15 protein-coding genes are annotated in these 16,072 nt (G+C 73.4%); 11 read left to right on the top strand and 4 right to left on the bottom strand.

Annotated elements, in window-relative coordinates; genetic code table 11:
* Nucleotides 1-44 precede the first annotated feature (44 nt).
* The 5 genes from zapE to AC3IYJ_RS31210 all read left to right on the top strand — a co-directional run bounded on the left by zapE (nt 45) and on the right by AC3IYJ_RS31210 (nt 5,373).
* Nucleotides 45-1,100 (top strand): cell division protein ZapE, encoded by a 1,056-nt coding sequence (zapE, locus tag AC3IYJ_RS31230; RefSeq protein ID WP_489402980.1) that lies wholly within the window; start codon nt 45-47, stop codon nt 1,098-1,100.
* Between the two features lie 62 nt (nt 1,101-1,162).
* Nucleotides 1,163-1,588, top strand: a complete 426-nt coding sequence (locus AC3IYJ_RS31225; protein ID WP_489397859.1) for an OsmC family protein — start codon at nt 1,163-1,165, stop codon at nt 1,586-1,588.
* Between the two features lie 172 nt (nt 1,589-1,760).
* Nucleotides 1,761-3,128, top strand: coding sequence for an alkaline phosphatase PhoX (locus AC3IYJ_RS31220; protein ID WP_489397858.1), 1,368 nt, complete (start codon nt 1,761-1,763; stop codon nt 3,126-3,128).
* 488 nt (nt 3,129-3,616) lie between these two features.
* On the top strand, nt 3,617-4,438 hold the full coding sequence (locus AC3IYJ_RS31215; RefSeq protein WP_489402979.1) for a polyphosphate kinase 2 family protein: 822 nt from the start codon (nt 3,617-3,619) through the stop codon (nt 4,436-4,438).
* Nucleotides 4,439-4,455: 17 nt separating this feature from the next.
* Nucleotides 4,456-5,373 (top strand): polysaccharide deacetylase family protein, encoded by a 918-nt coding sequence (locus tag AC3IYJ_RS31210; protein WP_489397857.1) that lies wholly within the window; start codon nt 4,456-4,458, stop codon nt 5,371-5,373.
* 9 nt (nt 5,374-5,382) lie between these two features.
* On the opposite strand, the gene AC3IYJ_RS31205 is transcribed toward AC3IYJ_RS31210, so the two are convergent.
* Nucleotides 5,383-5,598 carry a hypothetical protein gene (locus AC3IYJ_RS31205; protein ID WP_489397856.1) on the bottom strand — a complete coding sequence of 72 codons (216 nt, stop codon included), beginning with the start codon at nt 5,596-5,598 and terminating at the stop codon, nt 5,383-5,385.
* 69 nt (nt 5,599-5,667) lie between these two features.
* On the bottom strand, nt 5,668-6,342 hold the full coding sequence (locus AC3IYJ_RS31200; RefSeq protein ID WP_489397855.1) for an AIM24 family protein: 675 nt from the start codon (nt 6,340-6,342) through the stop codon (nt 5,668-5,670).
* A 71-nt stretch (nt 6,343-6,413) separates the two neighbouring features.
* Here AC3IYJ_RS31200 and AC3IYJ_RS31195 point away from each other — a divergent pair, with 71 nt between their 5' ends.
* The 5 genes from AC3IYJ_RS31195 (at nt 6,414) to AC3IYJ_RS31175 (ending at nt 12,516) form a co-directional block, all read left to right on the top strand.
* Nucleotides 6,414-7,184, top strand: coding sequence for a peptidyl-tRNA hydrolase (locus AC3IYJ_RS31195; protein ID WP_489397854.1), 771 nt, complete (start codon nt 6,414-6,416; stop codon nt 7,182-7,184).
* A gap of 152 nt (nt 7,185-7,336) precedes the next feature.
* Entirely contained in the window at nt 7,337-8,719 is a 1,383-nt protein-coding gene (locus AC3IYJ_RS31190; protein ID WP_489397853.1) for an MbnB/TglH/ChrH family RiPP precursor modification enzyme, read from the top strand.
* Nucleotides 8,716-9,849: a TIGR04222 domain-containing membrane protein gene (locus tag AC3IYJ_RS31185; protein ID WP_489397852.1), complete on the top strand. Its 1,134-nt coding sequence runs from the start codon at nt 8,716-8,718 to the stop codon at nt 9,847-9,849. The genes AC3IYJ_RS31190 and AC3IYJ_RS31185 overlap by 4 nt, the downstream gene beginning before the upstream one ends.
* Nucleotides 9,850-9,933: 84 nt before the next feature.
* Nucleotides 9,934-10,734 carry a TIGR04222 domain-containing membrane protein gene (locus tag AC3IYJ_RS31180; RefSeq protein ID WP_489397851.1) on the top strand — a complete coding sequence of 267 codons (801 nt, stop codon included), beginning with the start codon at nt 9,934-9,936 and terminating at the stop codon, nt 10,732-10,734.
* Nucleotides 10,735-10,821: 87 nt separating this feature from the next.
* Entirely contained in the window at nt 10,822-12,516 is a 1,695-nt protein-coding gene (locus tag AC3IYJ_RS31175) for an alpha/beta hydrolase (protein WP_489402978.1), read from the top strand.
* A 105-nt stretch (nt 12,517-12,621) separates the two neighbouring features.
* Here AC3IYJ_RS31175 and hemQ read toward each other — a convergent pair whose 3' ends face one another.
* Nucleotides 12,622-13,335: a hydrogen peroxide-dependent heme synthase gene (hemQ, locus tag AC3IYJ_RS31170; protein WP_489397850.1), complete on the bottom strand. Its 714-nt coding sequence runs from the start codon at nt 13,333-13,335 to the stop codon at nt 12,622-12,624.
* Nucleotides 13,336-13,339: 4 nt separating this feature from the next.
* The gene (gene hemG, locus AC3IYJ_RS31165) at nt 13,340-14,863 is read right to left on the bottom strand and encodes a protoporphyrinogen oxidase (protein WP_489397849.1); all 1,524 of its coding nucleotides are present in this window, start codon (nt 14,861-14,863) and stop codon (nt 13,340-13,342) included.
* 171 nt (nt 14,864-15,034) lie between these two features.
* Between hemG and AC3IYJ_RS31160 the strand changes: the two genes are divergently transcribed.
* A complete protein-coding gene (locus AC3IYJ_RS31160; RefSeq protein WP_489397848.1) occupies nt 15,035-16,051 on the top strand; it encodes a DUF4349 domain-containing protein in 1,017 nt (338 codons plus the stop codon).
* Nucleotides 16,052-16,072 lie beyond the last annotated feature (21 nt).

Here is a 16,072-nt window from a genome sequence, read left to right as displayed (position 1 = left end):
CAACATCACTCTCGCACTCAGCACCGGCCTCCGGGCGGCCTCCGATAGCCGACGCCGGCCCGCAGGCCCTGTGCGCCCGCGAGCCCCGGGTGCCCGCCGAACGGCTGGTGGCCGAGATGGTGCCGCCCCCGCGTTTCGACTCGGTGCGCTTCGACACCTACAACCCGGATCCGGCCCAGCCGAGCCAGTCCGAGGCCGTCACGGTCCTCGCCGGCTTCGCCGCGGGGCTCGGCGGAGCCCACGCCACCGGGTCGGGCAAGCGCCGCTGGTTCTCGAAGAAGCCCGCCGCCGCCGTCGCCCCGCGCGGGGTCTACCTCGACGGCGGCTACGGCGTCGGCAAGACCCACCTGCTCGCCTCCCTCTGGCACGCCACCCCGGCCGAGCCCGCGCTCAAGGCCTTCGGCACCTTCGTGGAGCTGACCAACCTCGTCGGCGCGCTCGGCTTCCAGCAGACCGTGCAGACCCTCGGCGGACACCGCCTCCTGTGCATCGACGAATTCGAGCTCGACGACCCGGGCGACACCGTCCTGGTGTCCTCCCTGCTCAGCCGCCTGGTCGAGCAGGGCGTGGCGCTGGCCGCCACCTCCAACACCCTGCCCGGCAAGCTCGGCGAGGGCCGCTTCGCCGCCGCCGATTTCCTCCGGGAGATCCAGGGCCTGTCCGCGCACTTCCGGCCGCTGCGCATCGACGGCCAGGACTACCGCCACCGGGGCCTGCCCGAAGCCCCGTCCCCGTTCTCCGACGAGCAGGTGGCCAAGGCCGCGTACGCCACCGAGGGCGCCAGCCTCGACGATTTCCCCGGGCTCCTCGACCACCTCGCGCGGGTGCATCCCAGCCGCTACGGGGCCCTGACCGACGGCATCACGGCCGTCTGCCTCACCGACGTCGGCCCGGTGCCCGACCAGTCGACGGCGCTGCGCCTCGTGGTCCTCGCCGACCGCCTGTACGACCGGGAGATACCGGTCCTGGCGTCCGGCTCCCCCTTCGACAAGCTCTTCAGTGAAGAAATGCTGAACGGCGGCTACCGCAAGAAGTACTTCCGGGCCATCTCACGGCTCACCGCACTGGCGCGCGACGCCAAACCCCTGGTGTCCCAGTAGGTTTGGGAACGCCGGACCGTCCCTACGGTCCGGCCGTACCCACCTTCGTGAAGGGAACCACCATGGCCACCACGCGTTCTTCCCACACCGTCTGGGAAGGCAACCTGCTCAAGGGTTCCGGCGTCGTCTCCCTCGACTCCTCCGGCCAGGGCTCGTTCGACGTCTCCTGGCCCTCGCGCGCCGAGGCCGCGAACGGCAAGACCAGCCCCGAAGAGCTGATCGCCGCCGCGCACTCCAGCTGCTACTCGATGGCCCTCTCGCACGGTCTGGACGGCGCCGGTACGCCTCCCACCCGCGTGGAGACCAAGGCCGATGTGACGTTCCAGCCGGGCGAGGGCATCACCGGAATCCACCTGACCGTGCGCGCCGAGGTCCCGGGCCTGGACGCGGAGGGCTTCGCCGCCGCCGCCGAGGACGCCAAGAAGAACTGCCCGGTCAGCCAGGCCCTGACGGGCACGACGATCACCCTCAGCGCAGAGCTGGTCTGATCCCCGGACCGCCGGGCGGGCACTCCGGATCCAGCCCGCCCGGCGTCCGCCGCGCCGCCGTACCCCCTGTGCCCCGTACCCCCGGGCGAGGGGACCGTCGCGCGCGCCGGACGGGGCGTGCCGGGCCGGCGTGGTAACACGGGCCGTCGAAGGTCCGCCCCACCCCCGGGAGTTGCCCGTGCCGCCCACGCCCCTCAGCCGGCGCAGCCTGCTCGCCGCCGGCTCCATCGCCTTCAGCGGAGCGCTCGGCTCTCTCTTCGCCTCGTGCACAGCCGCCGCTGCCCCCGCCCCCGCCGCGCAGGGCTACGGCCCACTCGTGGCCGACCCCGCCGGGCTGCTCGACCTGCCCACCGGATTCGGCTACCGGGTGCTCTCCCGGGCCGGGGATCCGCTGCGCTCCGGCGAGGGCACCGTCCCCGCCAACTGCGACGGCATGGCCGCCTTCGCCGCCGGGGACGGCCGCGTCCGCCTCGTGCGCAACCACGAGAACCGGACCACCGCGGCCCTGCGGGTCCCGCTCGTCGACGGGCTCACGTACGACCCGTACGCCCTCGGCGGCTGCACCCTCCTCGAACTCGGCCCGGACAACCAGGTCCTCTCGGAGCGCGTCGCGCTGGCCGGTACGGCCGTCAACTGCGCGGGCGGCCGTACCCCCTGGAACACCTGGCTGTCCTGCGAGGAGACCGAGGACCGGGCGGGCACCTCCGGCTACGGCCGCGACCACGGCTACGTCTTCGAGGTCGACCCCGCCGACCCCCGCCGCTCCGGCGCGGTCCCGCTCACCGCGATGGGCCGCTTCGCGCACGAGGCCGTCGCCGTGGACCCGTACCTGGGGGTGGTCTACGAGACCGAGGACGCCTTCGTCGAGCCCTTCGGGCTCTTCTACCGCTTCCTGCCCGCCCGCCCCCTCGGCGGCCCCGGCTCGCTGCGCGCGGGCGGTGCGCTGGAGGCCATGCGCGTGCCCGGGCTGACGAACCTGGCGGTGGTGGACCGGCCTGGGGCCGAGTTCCCGGTGGAGTGGGTCCCCGTACCGGATCCGTCCGCTTCCGGGACCCCGATCCGGCTCCAGGACTTCGGCCCCGCGGGGATCACCCACGCGCAGAAGCTGGAGGGCTGCTACTGGGGCGGCACCGGGGTGCACTTCGTCTCCAGCTACTCCCGCACCCGCGAGGGCTCCCCCGCCGAGCACCACGGGCAGGTCTGGTTCTACGATCCGCTGCGCGCCCGGCTCCGCCTGGACGTGCTCTTCGGCCCGGCCACCGACATCCAGCTGCCGGGCGACTCCCCCGACAACATCTGCCTGGCCCCGGACGGCGGGCTGATGGTGTGCGAGGACGGCGGCGGCGCGCAGTACGTCTTCGGCGTGACCCCGGGCGGCGAGGTCTACCCGCTGGCCCGCAACGCCCAGGACATCGGCAGGCCGGGGGCGCCGGAGTGGGGGGAGTTCGCGGGCGTCACCTTCTCCCCGGACGCCCGGACCATGTACGTCAACGCGTACGCGCCCGGGACAACCTTCGCGGTGACGGGCCCCTGGCACTGACCGAAATAAGGTCTTCCGGACCGCCCGGCCCGGCCTTTCGCCACGTCGCGTCGTCATCCGATCTGTTGGAAGATCGTATGGAGTCGACGGGATCGAGGTAGCCAGCGGTGGCCAAGAAGGACAGCGGGAAGCCGGACAAGGCGACGAAGGCCGAGAAGCCCGGGAAGGCCGGGAAGGCCGGGAAAGCGGCCAAGGCCGAGAAGCCTGAGAAGGCACAGAAGTCGGAGAAGGCCGCCAAGCGGGAGAAGGCGGCCAAGGACACCAGCCCCGTCAAGGCCGAGAAGCCCGCCAAGGCCGAGAAGGCGGCGAAGCCCGCGCCCCAGACCGAGAAGGGCCCCGATCCCAGGCCCGACTCCAAGCCGAGGGCCAAGCCCAAGCCGGTGTCCCTCCGCGAGCTGCTCCGCATCTCCGCAGAGAGCTCCAAGGCCCCCAAGGGTGCCCGCAAGGCCGGCGGACACGGCGCGGGCTTCGACGCCCCGCTCGCCCCCCTGCTCCGCGTCCCCTCCGGCGAGCGCGTGGACCTCGGCGCGTTCCACCCGGGCGCGACCCCGGGAGGCCCCACCGACAAGGCGGCCGGCGTGGCGGCCACCGGCCACATGGCCGAACGCCTCGCCGACCTCCAGGAGCGGCTCTACGCCGCCAGCACCGCAGGAGACCGCCGCCGCGTCCTCCTCGTCCTCCAGGGCATGGACACCAGCGGCAAGGGCGGCACGGTCAAGCACGTGATCGGCCTGTTCAACCCCTCCGGCTGCCGGATCAAGGCCTTCAAGGCGCCCACTCCCGAGGAGCAGAACCACCCCTTCCTCTGGCGCATCATGAAGGCGCTCCCCCAGCCCGGCGAGATCGGCATCTTCGACCGTTCGCACTACGAGGACGTCCTCATCGCCCGCGTCCGCGACCTGGTGCCGCGCAGTCAGCTGGGCCGCCGCTACGCGCAGATCAACCGGTTCGAGAAGTCCCTCGCCGACGACGGCGTGACCGTCGTCAAGGTCTTCCTCCACATCAGCTACGAGGAGCAGCGCGAGCGGCTCCTGGAGCGGCTCGACAACCCGGAGAAGCACTGGAAGTTCAACGTGGGCGACATCGAGGAGCGCGCCGTGTGGCCCGCTTACCAGCAGGCCTACGAGCTGGCCCTGGAGCGCTGCTCCACGGACGCCGCGCCCTGGTACGTCGTCCCCTCGGACCGCAAGTGGTACCGGAACTGGGCGATCAGCAAGCTGCTCCTGGAGCACCTGGAAGGCCTCGCGCCGCAGTTCCCGAAGGGTGACTTCGACGTCGAGGAGTGCCGTGCGCGTCTGCTTGCCACTTAGTCAGATATTTTGCACATGTGACCATCTCAGTGCGTAAGGCGGCCGCCGTCGCGGCCGTCGCAGCCCTCAGTGCCGCCCTCGCCGCTTGCGGGGGCGGCACCGGCGCGTCGAACACCGGCAGCCAGGCCCGTATGGGCACCTCCGCGCCCCCCTCCGGGTCCGCTTCCCCGCAGCCGGGCTCCCCGAGTCCCCAGAGCGGCCAGCCGGGCACCCCGCAGACCGGCGCTCCGGGCAAGGCCCCCACGATGGCGCCCGGCCCGAACGGCCTGACCCCCGTCTTCGAGCGCACGAAGCAGCGGACCGACAAGACGGTGGCCCTGACCTTCGACGCCGACATGACCTCCGACCAGGGGCCGCGCGCGGCGAAGGGCGAGCACTTCGACAACCCGCAGCTGATCTCCACGCTGCGCACGCTCAAGGTGCCCTCGACCATCTTCATGACGGGCCGCTGGGCCGAGGAGTACCCGGACCAGGCGAAGTCCATCGGCACCGATCCGAACTTCGAGATCGCGAACCACTCCTACAGCCACCACGCATTCAAGTCCCCCTGCTACGGACTTCCCACCCTCGACGAGGCCGGGGCGCGGGCCGACGTGGACCGGGCCTTCGAGGCGTTCCGCAAGGCGGGGGCGGTCAACACCGTCCCGTACTTCCGCTTTCCCGGCGGCTGCTACGACGACCAGGCGCTGCGCGCCATCTCCACTGCCAAGGTGACGGCCGTCCAGTGGGACGTCGTCAGCGGGGACGCCTTCGCCAAGGATCCGGACGCGGTGGCCGAGCAGGTCCTGTCCGGGGTGAAGCCCGGCTCGGTCGTGGTCATGCACTGCACGCGCAGCGCGGCCCCGGTCACCGAGGAGGCCATCCGGAAGATCGTCCCGGAGCTGCGCAAGCGCGGCTACCGCTTCGTGAAGGTGTCCGAGCTCATCGGGAAGTGACGCGCGCGCTCAGCCCGAGCAGGCGGTGCGCTGCGCTTCCTGCCATTCGCACACCGGGCACAGCACCACGCCCGGTGTCGCGACCCCGTACTCGGTGGGCTTGCCGCACTCCAGGCAGTCCGCGTACGGCGGCCCCGCCACCCGTCCGGCCGGGGCCGCCGGGGCGGGGCAGTACGACGCGTACGACTCGCCCTGCTCGGGCCGGCTCTGCTCCGTCTGGTCCATGGGTACGAGCCTAATCGGCCCGGCCGCGGGGTGGAGCGGGGCGGGTGTGGAGCGGGCGGGGTGGCGGGCTCAGTGGGCCGCTGCGGTCTCGGTGACCTCGCTCGGGCGGACGATGACGAAGCCGTCGCCGCTGAGCTTCAGCTGCACGGCCTCGCCTGAGCCGCCTCGGATCATCGAGCCGACCGACTGGGACCGGTGCAGGTTCGTCTCCAGCCGGGCGCTCCAGCCGACCACCGCGTCCGTGTCCACGTAGACCGGGGCCTGCGGGGTGACCGGGATGATGATCGGGTTTCCGTCGCAGACGACGGCGAGCTTTCCGGTGCCGGTGAAGAGACTGTTGAAGAGGCCTCCGCCCGCCATGCCGGCGCCCTTCACCATCTTGATCTCGTAGGACAGCGTGGGGTCGAAGCACAGGACGTTGCGGCCGTTGATGGTGAGCGCGTCCCCGGGTTCGAACTCGACGACGAAGCAGTTGCCGGCCTGGTGCGCGAACCAGGCCTCGCCCTGTCCGCGCACGGACATCAGCGGCAGGCCCTCGCCGGTGACGGCGCGCTTGAGCATGCCGCCTATGCCCTGTCCCTTGCGCTCGAACTGGAGGTTGCCGCGGAAGGCGACCATCGAGCCCTGACGGGCGAGCATTTCACCGTTGACGGTGTACTTCACGGACTTGGCGTTCTGCAGGGTCATGCCGGGCGCGGCAGACGTCTGGACCAGGTTCTCGGACGCGAACAGATCACTCTTCATGCCCGTGATCCTCACCCGGCCGGGACCCCTCGGACATCATCCTGAAGACGGATGCTGGCATCCTTGACCGGATGAGCACCGAGCACACGCCCCACGACGACGGCCACGCCGCAACCCCCGCACCCGTACCCGCCGTCGGGTCGGACAGCCCGTTCCGGCAGGAGCGGATCGCCCGCGACGAGGCCCCGCAGTTCGTGCTGCCGCTGGTGGTGCGGATCGAGAAGGCCGAGCCGCCGGCCCGCACGGACGCCCTGGAGACGGCGGCCCGCGCGGTGCTGGTGCTGCTGACGGACGAACGGTCGGCGGGCGAGGGCGAGTGGGCCGAGGCGGTCCGCGACTGGCAGGACGCTCGGATCCGCAAGGTGGTCCGCCGGGCGCGCGGGGCGGAATGGCGCAAGGCCGGGACGCTGCCGGGTGTCACCGTGCACGGTGACATGTCGGAGGTACGGGTCTTCCCGCCGGTCCCGCTCGACGGCTGGCCCAAGGAACTGGCCAAGCTCCAGGTGTCGGGCACCGACCTGGACGACCCGGAACCGGCCGGTCCGGCGGAGTCCGGACTGCCGGTGCTGTGGCTCAACCCGGATCTGGACATGTCCGCCGGCAAGGCGATGGCCCAGGCCGGACACGCGGCGCAGCTGGCCTGGTGGGAGCTGACGGGGGCGGAGCGGACCACCTGGCGCGAGGCCGGCTTCCGGCTGGCCGTACGGACGGCTCCGCGCGAGCGGTGGGCGGAGCTGTCCGGGAGCGGGCTGCCGGTGGTCCGGGACGCCGGATTCACGGAGATCGCGCCTGGTTCGTGCACGGTGGTCGCGGACCATCCGGCGCTGCGCGCGCGGCTCTGAGGAGCGCGGGCCCGCAGCCCGGTGGACCCGGCCGGTCCGCTCGGCCCGGCCGGGAACCTCAAATGTTGCTCTGAACGTCCCCCTGTGCGGTTGGCTCGACTCCGTCGGGGCCATGACATCGGCAGAGAGACCGATGAGGGGGGCGAGTGGACATGAAGCCCATGGCACACCTGGGAGTGGGCATCGGCTGGCGGCCGGAGATCGCGGACGCCGTGGACGGGCTGGGGGGCCTGGACTGGGTCGAGGTGGTGGCCGAGAACATCTGTCCGGGCCACCTTCCGGAACCGCTGCAGAGGCTGCTCGACCGCGGGGTCCGTGTGGTGCCGCACGGGGTCTCGCTCGGAATCGGTGGCGCCGACCGCCCGGACCCGGCGAAGCTGGCCGCGCTCGCGGAGCGGGCGGTCGCCCTGGGGGCCCCGCTCGTCACCGAGCACATCGCCTTCGTGCGGACCTCCTCGTCGACGCCCGGCCGGACGCTCGAAGCCGGACACCTGCTGCCCGTGGCCCGGACCTGGGACTCGCTGCGCGTGCTGTGCGAGAACGTGCGGATCGCCCAGGACTGTCTGCCGGTGCCGCTCGCGCTGGAGAACATCGCCGCGCTGGTGTCCTGGCCCGGGGAGGAGCTCACGGAGGGCCAGTTCCTGACGGAGCTGGTGGAACGGACGGGCGTGCGGCTGCTGATCGACGTGGCCAACCTGCACACGAACCGGGTGAACCGGGGCGAGAACCCGGCCGCCGTGCTGGACGGGATCCCGCTGGAGGCGCTGGCGTACGTGCACGTCGCCGGGGGTGTGGAGCGGGACGGGGTGTGGCACGACACGCATGCGCATGCCGTGCCGGCGGTGGTGCTGGACGTTCTCGCGGAGCTTCGCTCCAGGGTGGAGCCGGCGGGGGTGCTGCTGGAGCGGGACGACGACTTTCCCTCCGGGGTGGAGTTGGCCGGTGAGCTGGACGCGATCCGGGGGGTGATGGGCCCTGCGGGAGCCGTCCCCGACCCTCCCCCAGACTTCGTCCGGGGGGACCCCCGGTTCCGCCCTTCCCCGGGGCTCCGCCCCGGACCCCGCTCCTCAAACGCCGGAGGGGCTGGATTTGGCGCAGCCGACGCGCTGGACAAGGCGCGGACTCGGGTCGGGATCGGGCAGGCCTCTCTGTTGTCGGCGCTGGTCGCCGGGACTCCCGTGCCCGAGGGGTTCGACCGGCAGCGGGTAAGGGTGCAGGCGCGGGCGCTCGCGGCCAAGCGGGCCGGGGTCGTGGCCCGGCTGGCTCCCGAGCTGCCCGGGATCCTGGGCGGCGAGGACGCGTACCGGGAGGCCTTCCTCGGCTATGCACGGCACCGCCCCATGACCGCCGGATACCGGCGCGACGCCCTGGACTTCGCCGAACACCTGCTGATCCGGGACCTGCCCGCCGACCCGGCCGCCCGGCGCCGGCTCACGCTCTGGTGGCAGGACCGGGCCGGGGCGCGGCCGACGCGCCGCATCGTGCGCTGGGCCCGCTCGCTGACGGCCCTCTCGCTGACGGGGAGAGCCGCATGAACCTCTTCGACTGGATCGCCGTCGCCGTCTGGGTCGGCGTCATCGTCTCCACCGTGATCCTGCGGCGGAGCGTGCCGCGCTCGCGGCCGCCCGTCCTCGGCCCGGTTCCCCGGCTGCACGATCTGTCCGAGGCCGCGTTCATGGCGGGCGGCCCCGGCGCGGTGGTCGACGCCGCGCTCGTCTCCCTGCTCTGCGACGGCCGGATGGTGGCCGGCGGGCCGGGCATCGTCCAGGTGCGCCCCGGGGTGCGGGCCGCCGATCCCGCCGAGCGGGCCGTCCTCCAGGCCCACCAGGGCGCGCCGTCGGGATGGCTCTACCAGATCCGCTACGCCGCCATGCGCGATCCGGCCGTCCAGGAGACGGGCGACGCACTGGCCGACCGCGGGCTGATCGCCCGGCCCGAAGGCCGACGCGGGCGGGGCCTCCACGGGGTCGTCCAGGCGGTGGTGTGCGGGGTGCTGCTGATGATGTCCCTGCCGCTCACCTTCGTCGCCCTCGTGCTCCAGCACGATCCCGGGTCCGACTCGGGCTCCTTCCACCTGCCCTTCATCGTCGAGGTGCTGCCGGTTCTGGTGGGCGGAATCGTGCTGGGTCTCAGGGGGGCCTCCCGCTCCCGGCAGCGGATCACCCGGGCGGGGGCCGCGGCGCTGCGCGAGATGCGCGCCCACCTCGGGGCCGACCAGAGCCCGTACGTGCAGACCTCGCTGTTCGGGCTGCGCGGACTGCGCGATCCGTATCTGCGCGGGCTGCTCCTGCCCGCCGCCCGGGACACCCGGCTGGCGGCGGCCCAGGCCCGGGTGCGTTCGGGCGGCTCCGGCGGGTCCGGTCATTCCCACCATTCCGGCAGCTCGGACACCGCTTGGGAGTCCGGAGCGGCGCTGGTCCCGGTGGTCTGGTGCGCGGGATCGGACGGCGGCGGATCGAGCGGGCCGGGCGGTTCCAGCTGCGGATCCGGTGGCTCCAGTTGCGGCTCGGGCGGTTCCGGCTGCGGGTCGTCGAGCGGCAGCGGCTGCTCCTCGGGATCGAGCTGCGGGTCCTCCGGGAGCAGCTGCGGGGGGAGCAGCTCCAGCTGCTCCAGCGGTTCGAGTTGTGGGAGTTCGTCCGGTTCCAGCTGCTCCAGCAGTTCCTGACCGTCCATCACGGACCCGTCACGAGCTGCTCACACCTCGGCAGGGGCCTATCCCCCGGGCTTCCACGTCTTGTAGAAAGCGGGCATGTTCTGGGTCCTGTTCCTCCTCTTGGCCTGGGCAGGGGTGCTGCTCGCGTGCACCCGCCTCCTGAGAGCCGCCGATCAAGCCGCGGAGCCCGCCGACGGGACCGCCGCCCCGCACGGTCGCGCCCGCTACCGCCACGAAGAACTGAGCCTGTACGAGGCCGCGTACCTCGCCGGCGGCCCGCGTCGGGTGGCCGACCTGACCCTGCTGTCCATGCAGCGCCAGCGCCGGCTGCTGCTCGCGCACACCGGCTGGGCCACCGTGGTCGATCCGGTCGGGCGCGATCCGCACGAGCGCTCCGTACTCGGCGCCTTCGGGCCCGACGGGCAGGAGCAGGTGGTGTCCGTACGGACCGCCGCGGAACGGGATCCCTCCGTACGGGCCCTCGCGGACCGACTGGGCGACGCGGGCCTCGCGCTGCGCGCCGACACCAAGCAGGGGGTCGGCGAGGGGATCCGGGCGGTCCGGCAGGCCACCTGGCTGGTCTTGGGCATGCTGGCGGCCGCCCTGTGCGTGCCGACCCCGGGGACCACGACGAAGATGATCCTGTGCTGGTTCTCGCTGCCGCTGATCCTGGCGGTGGGCTGCCTGGCCATCGCCAGTGCCGAGGGGCACGCGCACTCCCCGTGGGCCTCGCCCGCCGGTCAGCGGCTGCTCGTGGAACTGGCCCGAGAGCGCTGCGAGCGGGATTCGCTCACGGCGGTGGCCCTAAGGGGGCTGCGCGCGGTCACCGATCCGGAGTTGCGGGCGGCGCTGGCGTACGGCAGGCGGGGGCGGCAGCCGCGGCAAAAGAGGTACTGAGCGCGACACGGGCCTCCGATCCTGTACAGGGGCCCCGTCGCCGGATCTCATCGGACCTTCCGATGAGACGAGGAACCCGCCATGCGGATGCGAGTCGCGCTGGCCGCCGTCGTGCTGGCCGTGTCCGTGCCGGGAGTCTGCGCCGACCCGGCCGTCGCCCGAGCCGCCGCACTGCCCGGCGCCGCCGCCGGGACCGCGGCGGGGACCGCGGCGGTCACCGCGGCCGAGGAGGCCGGCGCCGAGCTCGTCGCGCACCGCGCCGCCGCAGCGGCGGCCGCGCGGACCTCGCGGGACCGGCTCGAGTTCGGGCCCTGCGCCGCCGTCGAAGGGCTCGACTCCGCCGTGCGCTGTGCCACGCTGCGGGTTCCGCTCGACTACGCGCGGCCCGACGGGGAGCAGATCGGGATCACCGTGAGCCGGGTCCGCGCCTCCGGCCCGGCGGCCCGGCAGGGGGTGCTCGTGTACAACCCCGGCGGGCCCGGCGGGAACGGGATGTTCTTCCCGCTGGTCGCCGGCCTGCCCGAGTGGCGGCGGATCGGGGCCGCCTACGACCTCGTCGGCTACGCCCCGCGCGGGGTCGGCCGCTCCGGTCCCCCGCTGTCCTGCCAGGACCCGGCGGAGTTCGCCCGTACCCCCACCCGGGCCCCGTCCGCCGTGCCGGACCCCGCGGAGAAGCGCGAACGCCGCGCCGCCGCCCGCCGCTACGCGCAGGGCTGCGCGCGGCGCACCGGCCCCGACCGGCTCGCGCACTACACGACCCTGAACAACGTCCGCGACCTGCACGTGCTGCGCGCGGCGCTCGGCGAGGCGAAGCTGAACTTCATGGGGGCCTCGTACGGCACCTACCTGGGCGCCGTCTACGCCACGCTCCACCCCGCCCACGTCCGCCGGATGGTCTTCGACTCGGCCGTCGACCCCGATCCGGCCGGCATCTGGTACCGGAACAACCTGGCGCAGGGGCCCGCGTTCGAGCGCCGGTGGGGCGACTTCCGCGCCTGGGTGGCCCGCCACGACGCCTCGTACGGGCTCGGCGCCACCCCGGAGGCCGTGCAGTCGAGTTACGACCGCGTCCGGGCCGCGCTGGCCCGCGAACCGGCGGGCGGGGTCGTCGGCACCGGGCAGCTGCACTCCGCGTACCTCAGGGCCGCCTACTACGACGAGGTCTGGCCGGACCGGGCGGCCGCGCTCTCCGCGTTCCTGCGCGGAGACCCGGCTCCGCTGATCGCGCTCGCCGCCCCGGACCCGGCGGCGGCCGCGGAGGGCGAGAACGCGACGGCGGTCTACACGGCGACCCTGTGCAACGACGCCCCGTGGCCCGCAGACTGGGAGACCTGGGACCGCGACAACACCGAACTGGCGCGCACGGCCCCCTTCGAGAGCTGGGGCAACGCCTTCCTGAACCTGCCCTGCGCCTCCTGGCCGGTGCGCGAACGGCAGCGGCCGGTGGACGTGGGCGGACCGGCGGCCGCCGCGCTCCCCCGCACGCTGGTCGTCGCGGCCGAGCGCGACGGCGCGACCCCGTACCCGGGCGCGCTGGAGCTCCAGCGGCGGCTCGGGGCCAAAGCGGCGCTGGTGACGGAAGAAGGGGCCGGCACCCACGGAGTGGTCGGTGGACGCAATGACTGCGTGGACCGTCACGTGGAGCGGTATCTGCTGACGGGGGCCACCTCGGGGTGGCGCGTCGCGTGTGCGCCGCATCCGGAGCCCGCACCGGTGTCGCTGGACGACCGGGCAGCGTCGGCCCAGGGGCACCCCAGGGCACTGCTGCCGCCAGTCGTCTGAACTTCCGGGCGGGATCTCCGGCTGCGTCGATTCGGGGGCAGGGCCTCCCGATCCACCGGCGGTCCACGGTCAGCGGTCCGCCGGTCCTTCCCCCCAGGGGAGGTCTCAGGCGAGTCCGGCCACCAGATCGGCGACGGACTTGCGGCGCCCGGTGTAGAAGGGCACCTCTTCACGGACGTGCATCCGGGCCTCGGAGGCGCGCAGGTGGCGCATCAGGTCGACGATGCGGTACAGCTCGTCGGCCTCGAAGGCCAGCAGCCACTCGTAGTCGCCCAGCGAGAAGGAGGCGACGGTGTTGGCGCGCACGTCCGGGTAGCCGCGGGCCATCAGACCGTGGTCCTTGAGCATGCGGCGACGGTCCTCGTCGGGCAGCAGGTACCAGTCGTAGCTGCGCACGAAGGGGTAGACGCTGACGTAGTCGCGCGGGGTCTCGTCGGCCAGGAAGGCCGGGATGTGCGACTTGTTGAACTCGGCCGGGCGGTGCAGGGCCATGTTCGACCACACCGGCTCCAGGGCACGGCCCAGCTTGGTGCGGCGGAACAGGTTGTACGCGGTCTGCAGCTCGTCGGAGGTCTCCGCGTGCCACCAGATCATGACGTCGGCGTCGGCGCGCAGGCCGGAGACGTCATAGGTGCCGCGGACGGTGATGTCCTTGGCGCCCAGCTGGTCGAACAGTTCCTGGACCTCGTCGGCATAGCCGCGGCGGTCCTCGGGCAGAACGTCCTTCAGCTTGAAGACGGACCACAGGGTGTAGCGGATGACCTCGTTGAGGTCCTTCGCCTTCTTCCCCGCGTTGGGAATCTTCTCTGGTGCAGTCATGTGTCTATTGTCCCGTGTGCTGATCAGTGGTCTGTGCCAGGGGTGCCCAACCGGCCTCCAACGTGGCGATCACCACGTCCGCAGCCTTGCCGGCACTGGCGATGCACGCCGGGATCCCGACCCCGTCGTAGAGCGCACCGCACACCGCGAGGCCCGGCAGCTCCGCCACGCCGCTGCGGATCCGGGCCACCCGGTCGAGGTGGCCGACGGGGTACTGGGGCAGGCCGCTGTCCCAGCGGGTGACGGTGGAGGCGACCGGGCGGACGGCTGGCGCCAGGCCCACGACCGCGCCGAGATCGGAGAGGGAGACCTCGACCAGTTCCTCGTCGGAGCGCTTCAGATCGGCCTCGTCGCCGTGGCGGCCGACGGAGGTGCGCAGCAGGAACAGCTCGGGGTCGGTCCCGGCCCAGGCCCACTTGTTGCTGGAGAAGGTGGACGCCTTGATCGTCCGGCCGTCCACCGGGGGTACGAGGAAACCGCTCGCGCCGCCGTCCGAGATCGCGGCCGGCAGCTCGGAACGGCGCAGCGCCATCGTCACCAGGGCCATGGAGGCGTACTCGGCTCCGCGCAGCTCGGTGGCGGCCGCCGGGGCGAGCCGGTCCAGCAGCCGGGCGGCCGGCCCGGCCGGGACGGCGAGGACCACCGCGTCGGCCTCGATGACCTCGGTCCCGTCCGGGGTGTCGGCGACGACCCGCCAGCCGGTGGCGGTACGGGTCAGCTCGCGCGCGGGGGCGTCGAGGAGGATCCGGGCTCCGGCCGCCCGGCAGGCCTCGGCGACCGCGAGCGGGAGTCGCCCGATGCCGCCGTCGATGCCGCAGAACACCGGCCCGGCCGCTCCGGGCTGCGCCTGGGCCGCCCGGCGCTGCAGTTCCCGTACGCCCTCGCCCAGTGAGGCGTGCCTGCGGGCGGCGTCGAAGAGCTGGGGCACGGCTGCGCGCATCGAGATGCGGTAGGCGTTGCCCGCGTAGACCCCGCCGAGGAGCGGTTCCACGAGCCGGTCGACGACCTCGTGGCCGAAGCGGGCGGCCACGTACTCGCCGATGGCCACGTCCTCGCCGAGCTCCACGGGGGCCAGCCCGGCCTCGGCCTCGATCCGGGCCAGGCCCTCGGCGGAGAGCACCCCGGACGCGGCGAGCGGGCCGAGGTCGCCGGGGACGCCCATGAAGTGGCCGCGCGGCATCGGCCGCAGCTCGCCGCGGGTCCACACGTGCGCGGTGGCGGTGGCGGGCGGCTGCAGGGCCTCGCCGAGGCCCACGGCGCGGGCCAGTTCCAGGGCTTCGGGGCGGCGGGCGAGCACGGATTCGGCGCCGAGGTCGACGGGTCGGCCGGCCAGTTCGCCCGCGCGCAGCTTGCCGCCGAGGTGCGGTCCGGCTTCCAGGAGGGTGACGCGGACCCCGTCGGCGAGCAGGCGGTGGGCGGCCGCGAGGCCCGCGATGCCGCCGCCGATGACGAGGGCGTGACCGGTCCGGGCGGGCCGGCCGGCCCCCCGCTCGGTACGTCCGTCCGTACGCGTGTCCGCTTCGTGCATGGACACATCGTCTCAGACCGTGCATCGGCCGTTCACCGAGGCCCGACCGTGACCCGTTCGGCATCACCTCGGGACCGTAGGTGCGAAACCCGCGGCGGGACCGTGAACGTCACACCCGTGACATCCGCGCGGCAGCGGAGGCGCGGACCATTTCCCCGGGGGGACTCGACGATGCAGAACCAGTACTCAGGACGGAGCGGAGCACGACGGTACGGCCGTCGGTCCGCGACGGCCCTGGCCGCGCTCTCGCTGGCGGGGGTGCTCGCCGTCACGGGTTGCTCCGCCTCGGGGGGCGGCAAGGCGATGGACAAGGGCGCAGAGGCGGCGGCTCCGCGGCAGGAGGGCGCCGCGGGGAAGGACGGCGGGGCCGCCGCGGCCGCACCGGCCCCTTCCGCCGCGGACAAGAGCCAGCCGCAGGCCCCGGCCGTGCGCGCGCAGATCATCCGCACGGCGACCCTGAGCGTGGAGACGGCGGACGCCCAGAAGGCGACGGCCGGGGCCCGGACGGCGGCGGAGGGCGCGGGCGGTTACGTGGGCGGCGAGACCACCAAACGCGGTGCCGACGGGGCGGTGACCTCGACCGTGACCCTGCGGGTGCCCGGGGACCGGTTCGACGCGGTGCTCGGCGCGCTGGAGGGCAGCGGGAAACTGCTCGACCGCAAGGTCGAGGCGCAGGACGTGACGCAGAAGGTCACGGACGTGGACAGCCGGGTCAAGACGCAGCAGGCGAGCGTGGCCCGGGTGCGCGACATGATGGAGAAGGCCACGGCGCTCGGCGACGTCGTCACTCTGGAGGCCGAACTCAGCAAGCGCCAGTCCGATCTGGAGTCGCTGATGGCGCAGCAGACGGCGCTGAAGGACCAGACCTCGCTCGGCACGATCACCCTCACGTTCTCGGAGCCCGGCGCAAAGCCGGCGCCGAAGAAGCCGGAGCCGAAGCCGGGATTCCTGGACGCGCTGTCCGGTGGCTGGTCCGCCTTCGCGAAGCTGGTCCAGATCCTGCTGATGGCGCTCGCCGCGGCCTCGCCGTTCCTGATCACGGGCGGGGCGCTGCTGCTCGGCTTCCGGCGCTACCGCAAGTGGCGGCCGGCGAAGCCGAAGACCGGCCTGGTCCCGAAGACGGTCCCGGCGCAGGTCGGCGCTCCCGGGACCCCGCCGGGGAACCCTCCGGGGAACGTCCGGGGCTGAACACCCGTTCCCCCGTAGCGT

This window comes from Streptomyces sp. GL_140 (assembly GCF_057834465.1).
The sequence above is the reverse complement of the archived record's forward strand: the minus strand, read 5'-3'. Positions and strand labels throughout refer to the sequence as shown.

Coding starts and splice junctions, on each gene's coding strand:
- AC3IYJ_RS31190 (WP_489397853.1), top strand. CDS start 7,337: ATGAAGCCCATGGCACACCTGGGAGTGGGCATCGGCTGGCGGCCGGAG.
- AC3IYJ_RS31205 (WP_489397856.1), bottom strand. CDS start 5,598: ATGGACCAGACGGAGCAGAGCCGGCCCGAGCAGGGCGAGTCGTACGCG.
- AC3IYJ_RS31185 (WP_489397852.1), top strand. CDS start 8,716: ATGAACCTCTTCGACTGGATCGCCGTCGCCGTCTGGGTCGGCGTCATC.
- AC3IYJ_RS31175 (WP_489402978.1), top strand. CDS start 10,822: ATGCGAGTCGCGCTGGCCGCCGTCGTGCTGGCCGTGTCCGTGCCGGGA.
- AC3IYJ_RS31195 (WP_489397854.1), top strand. CDS start 6,414: ATGAGCACCGAGCACACGCCCCACGACGACGGCCACGCCGCAACCCCC.
- hemG (WP_489397849.1), bottom strand. CDS start 14,863: ATGCACGAAGCGGACACGCGTACGGACGGACGTACCGAGCGGGGGGCC.
- AC3IYJ_RS31200 (WP_489397855.1), bottom strand. CDS start 6,342: ATGAAGAGTGATCTGTTCGCGTCCGAGAACCTGGTCCAGACGTCTGCC.
- AC3IYJ_RS31180 (WP_489397851.1), top strand. CDS start 9,934: ATGTTCTGGGTCCTGTTCCTCCTCTTGGCCTGGGCAGGGGTGCTGCTC.
- AC3IYJ_RS31225 (WP_489397859.1), top strand. CDS start 1,163: ATGGCCACCACGCGTTCTTCCCACACCGTCTGGGAAGGCAACCTGCTC.
- hemQ (WP_489397850.1), bottom strand. CDS start 13,335: ATGACTGCACCAGAGAAGATTCCCAACGCGGGGAAGAAGGCGAAGGAC.
- AC3IYJ_RS31160 (WP_489397848.1), top strand. CDS start 15,035: ATGCAGAACCAGTACTCAGGACGGAGCGGAGCACGACGGTACGGCCGT.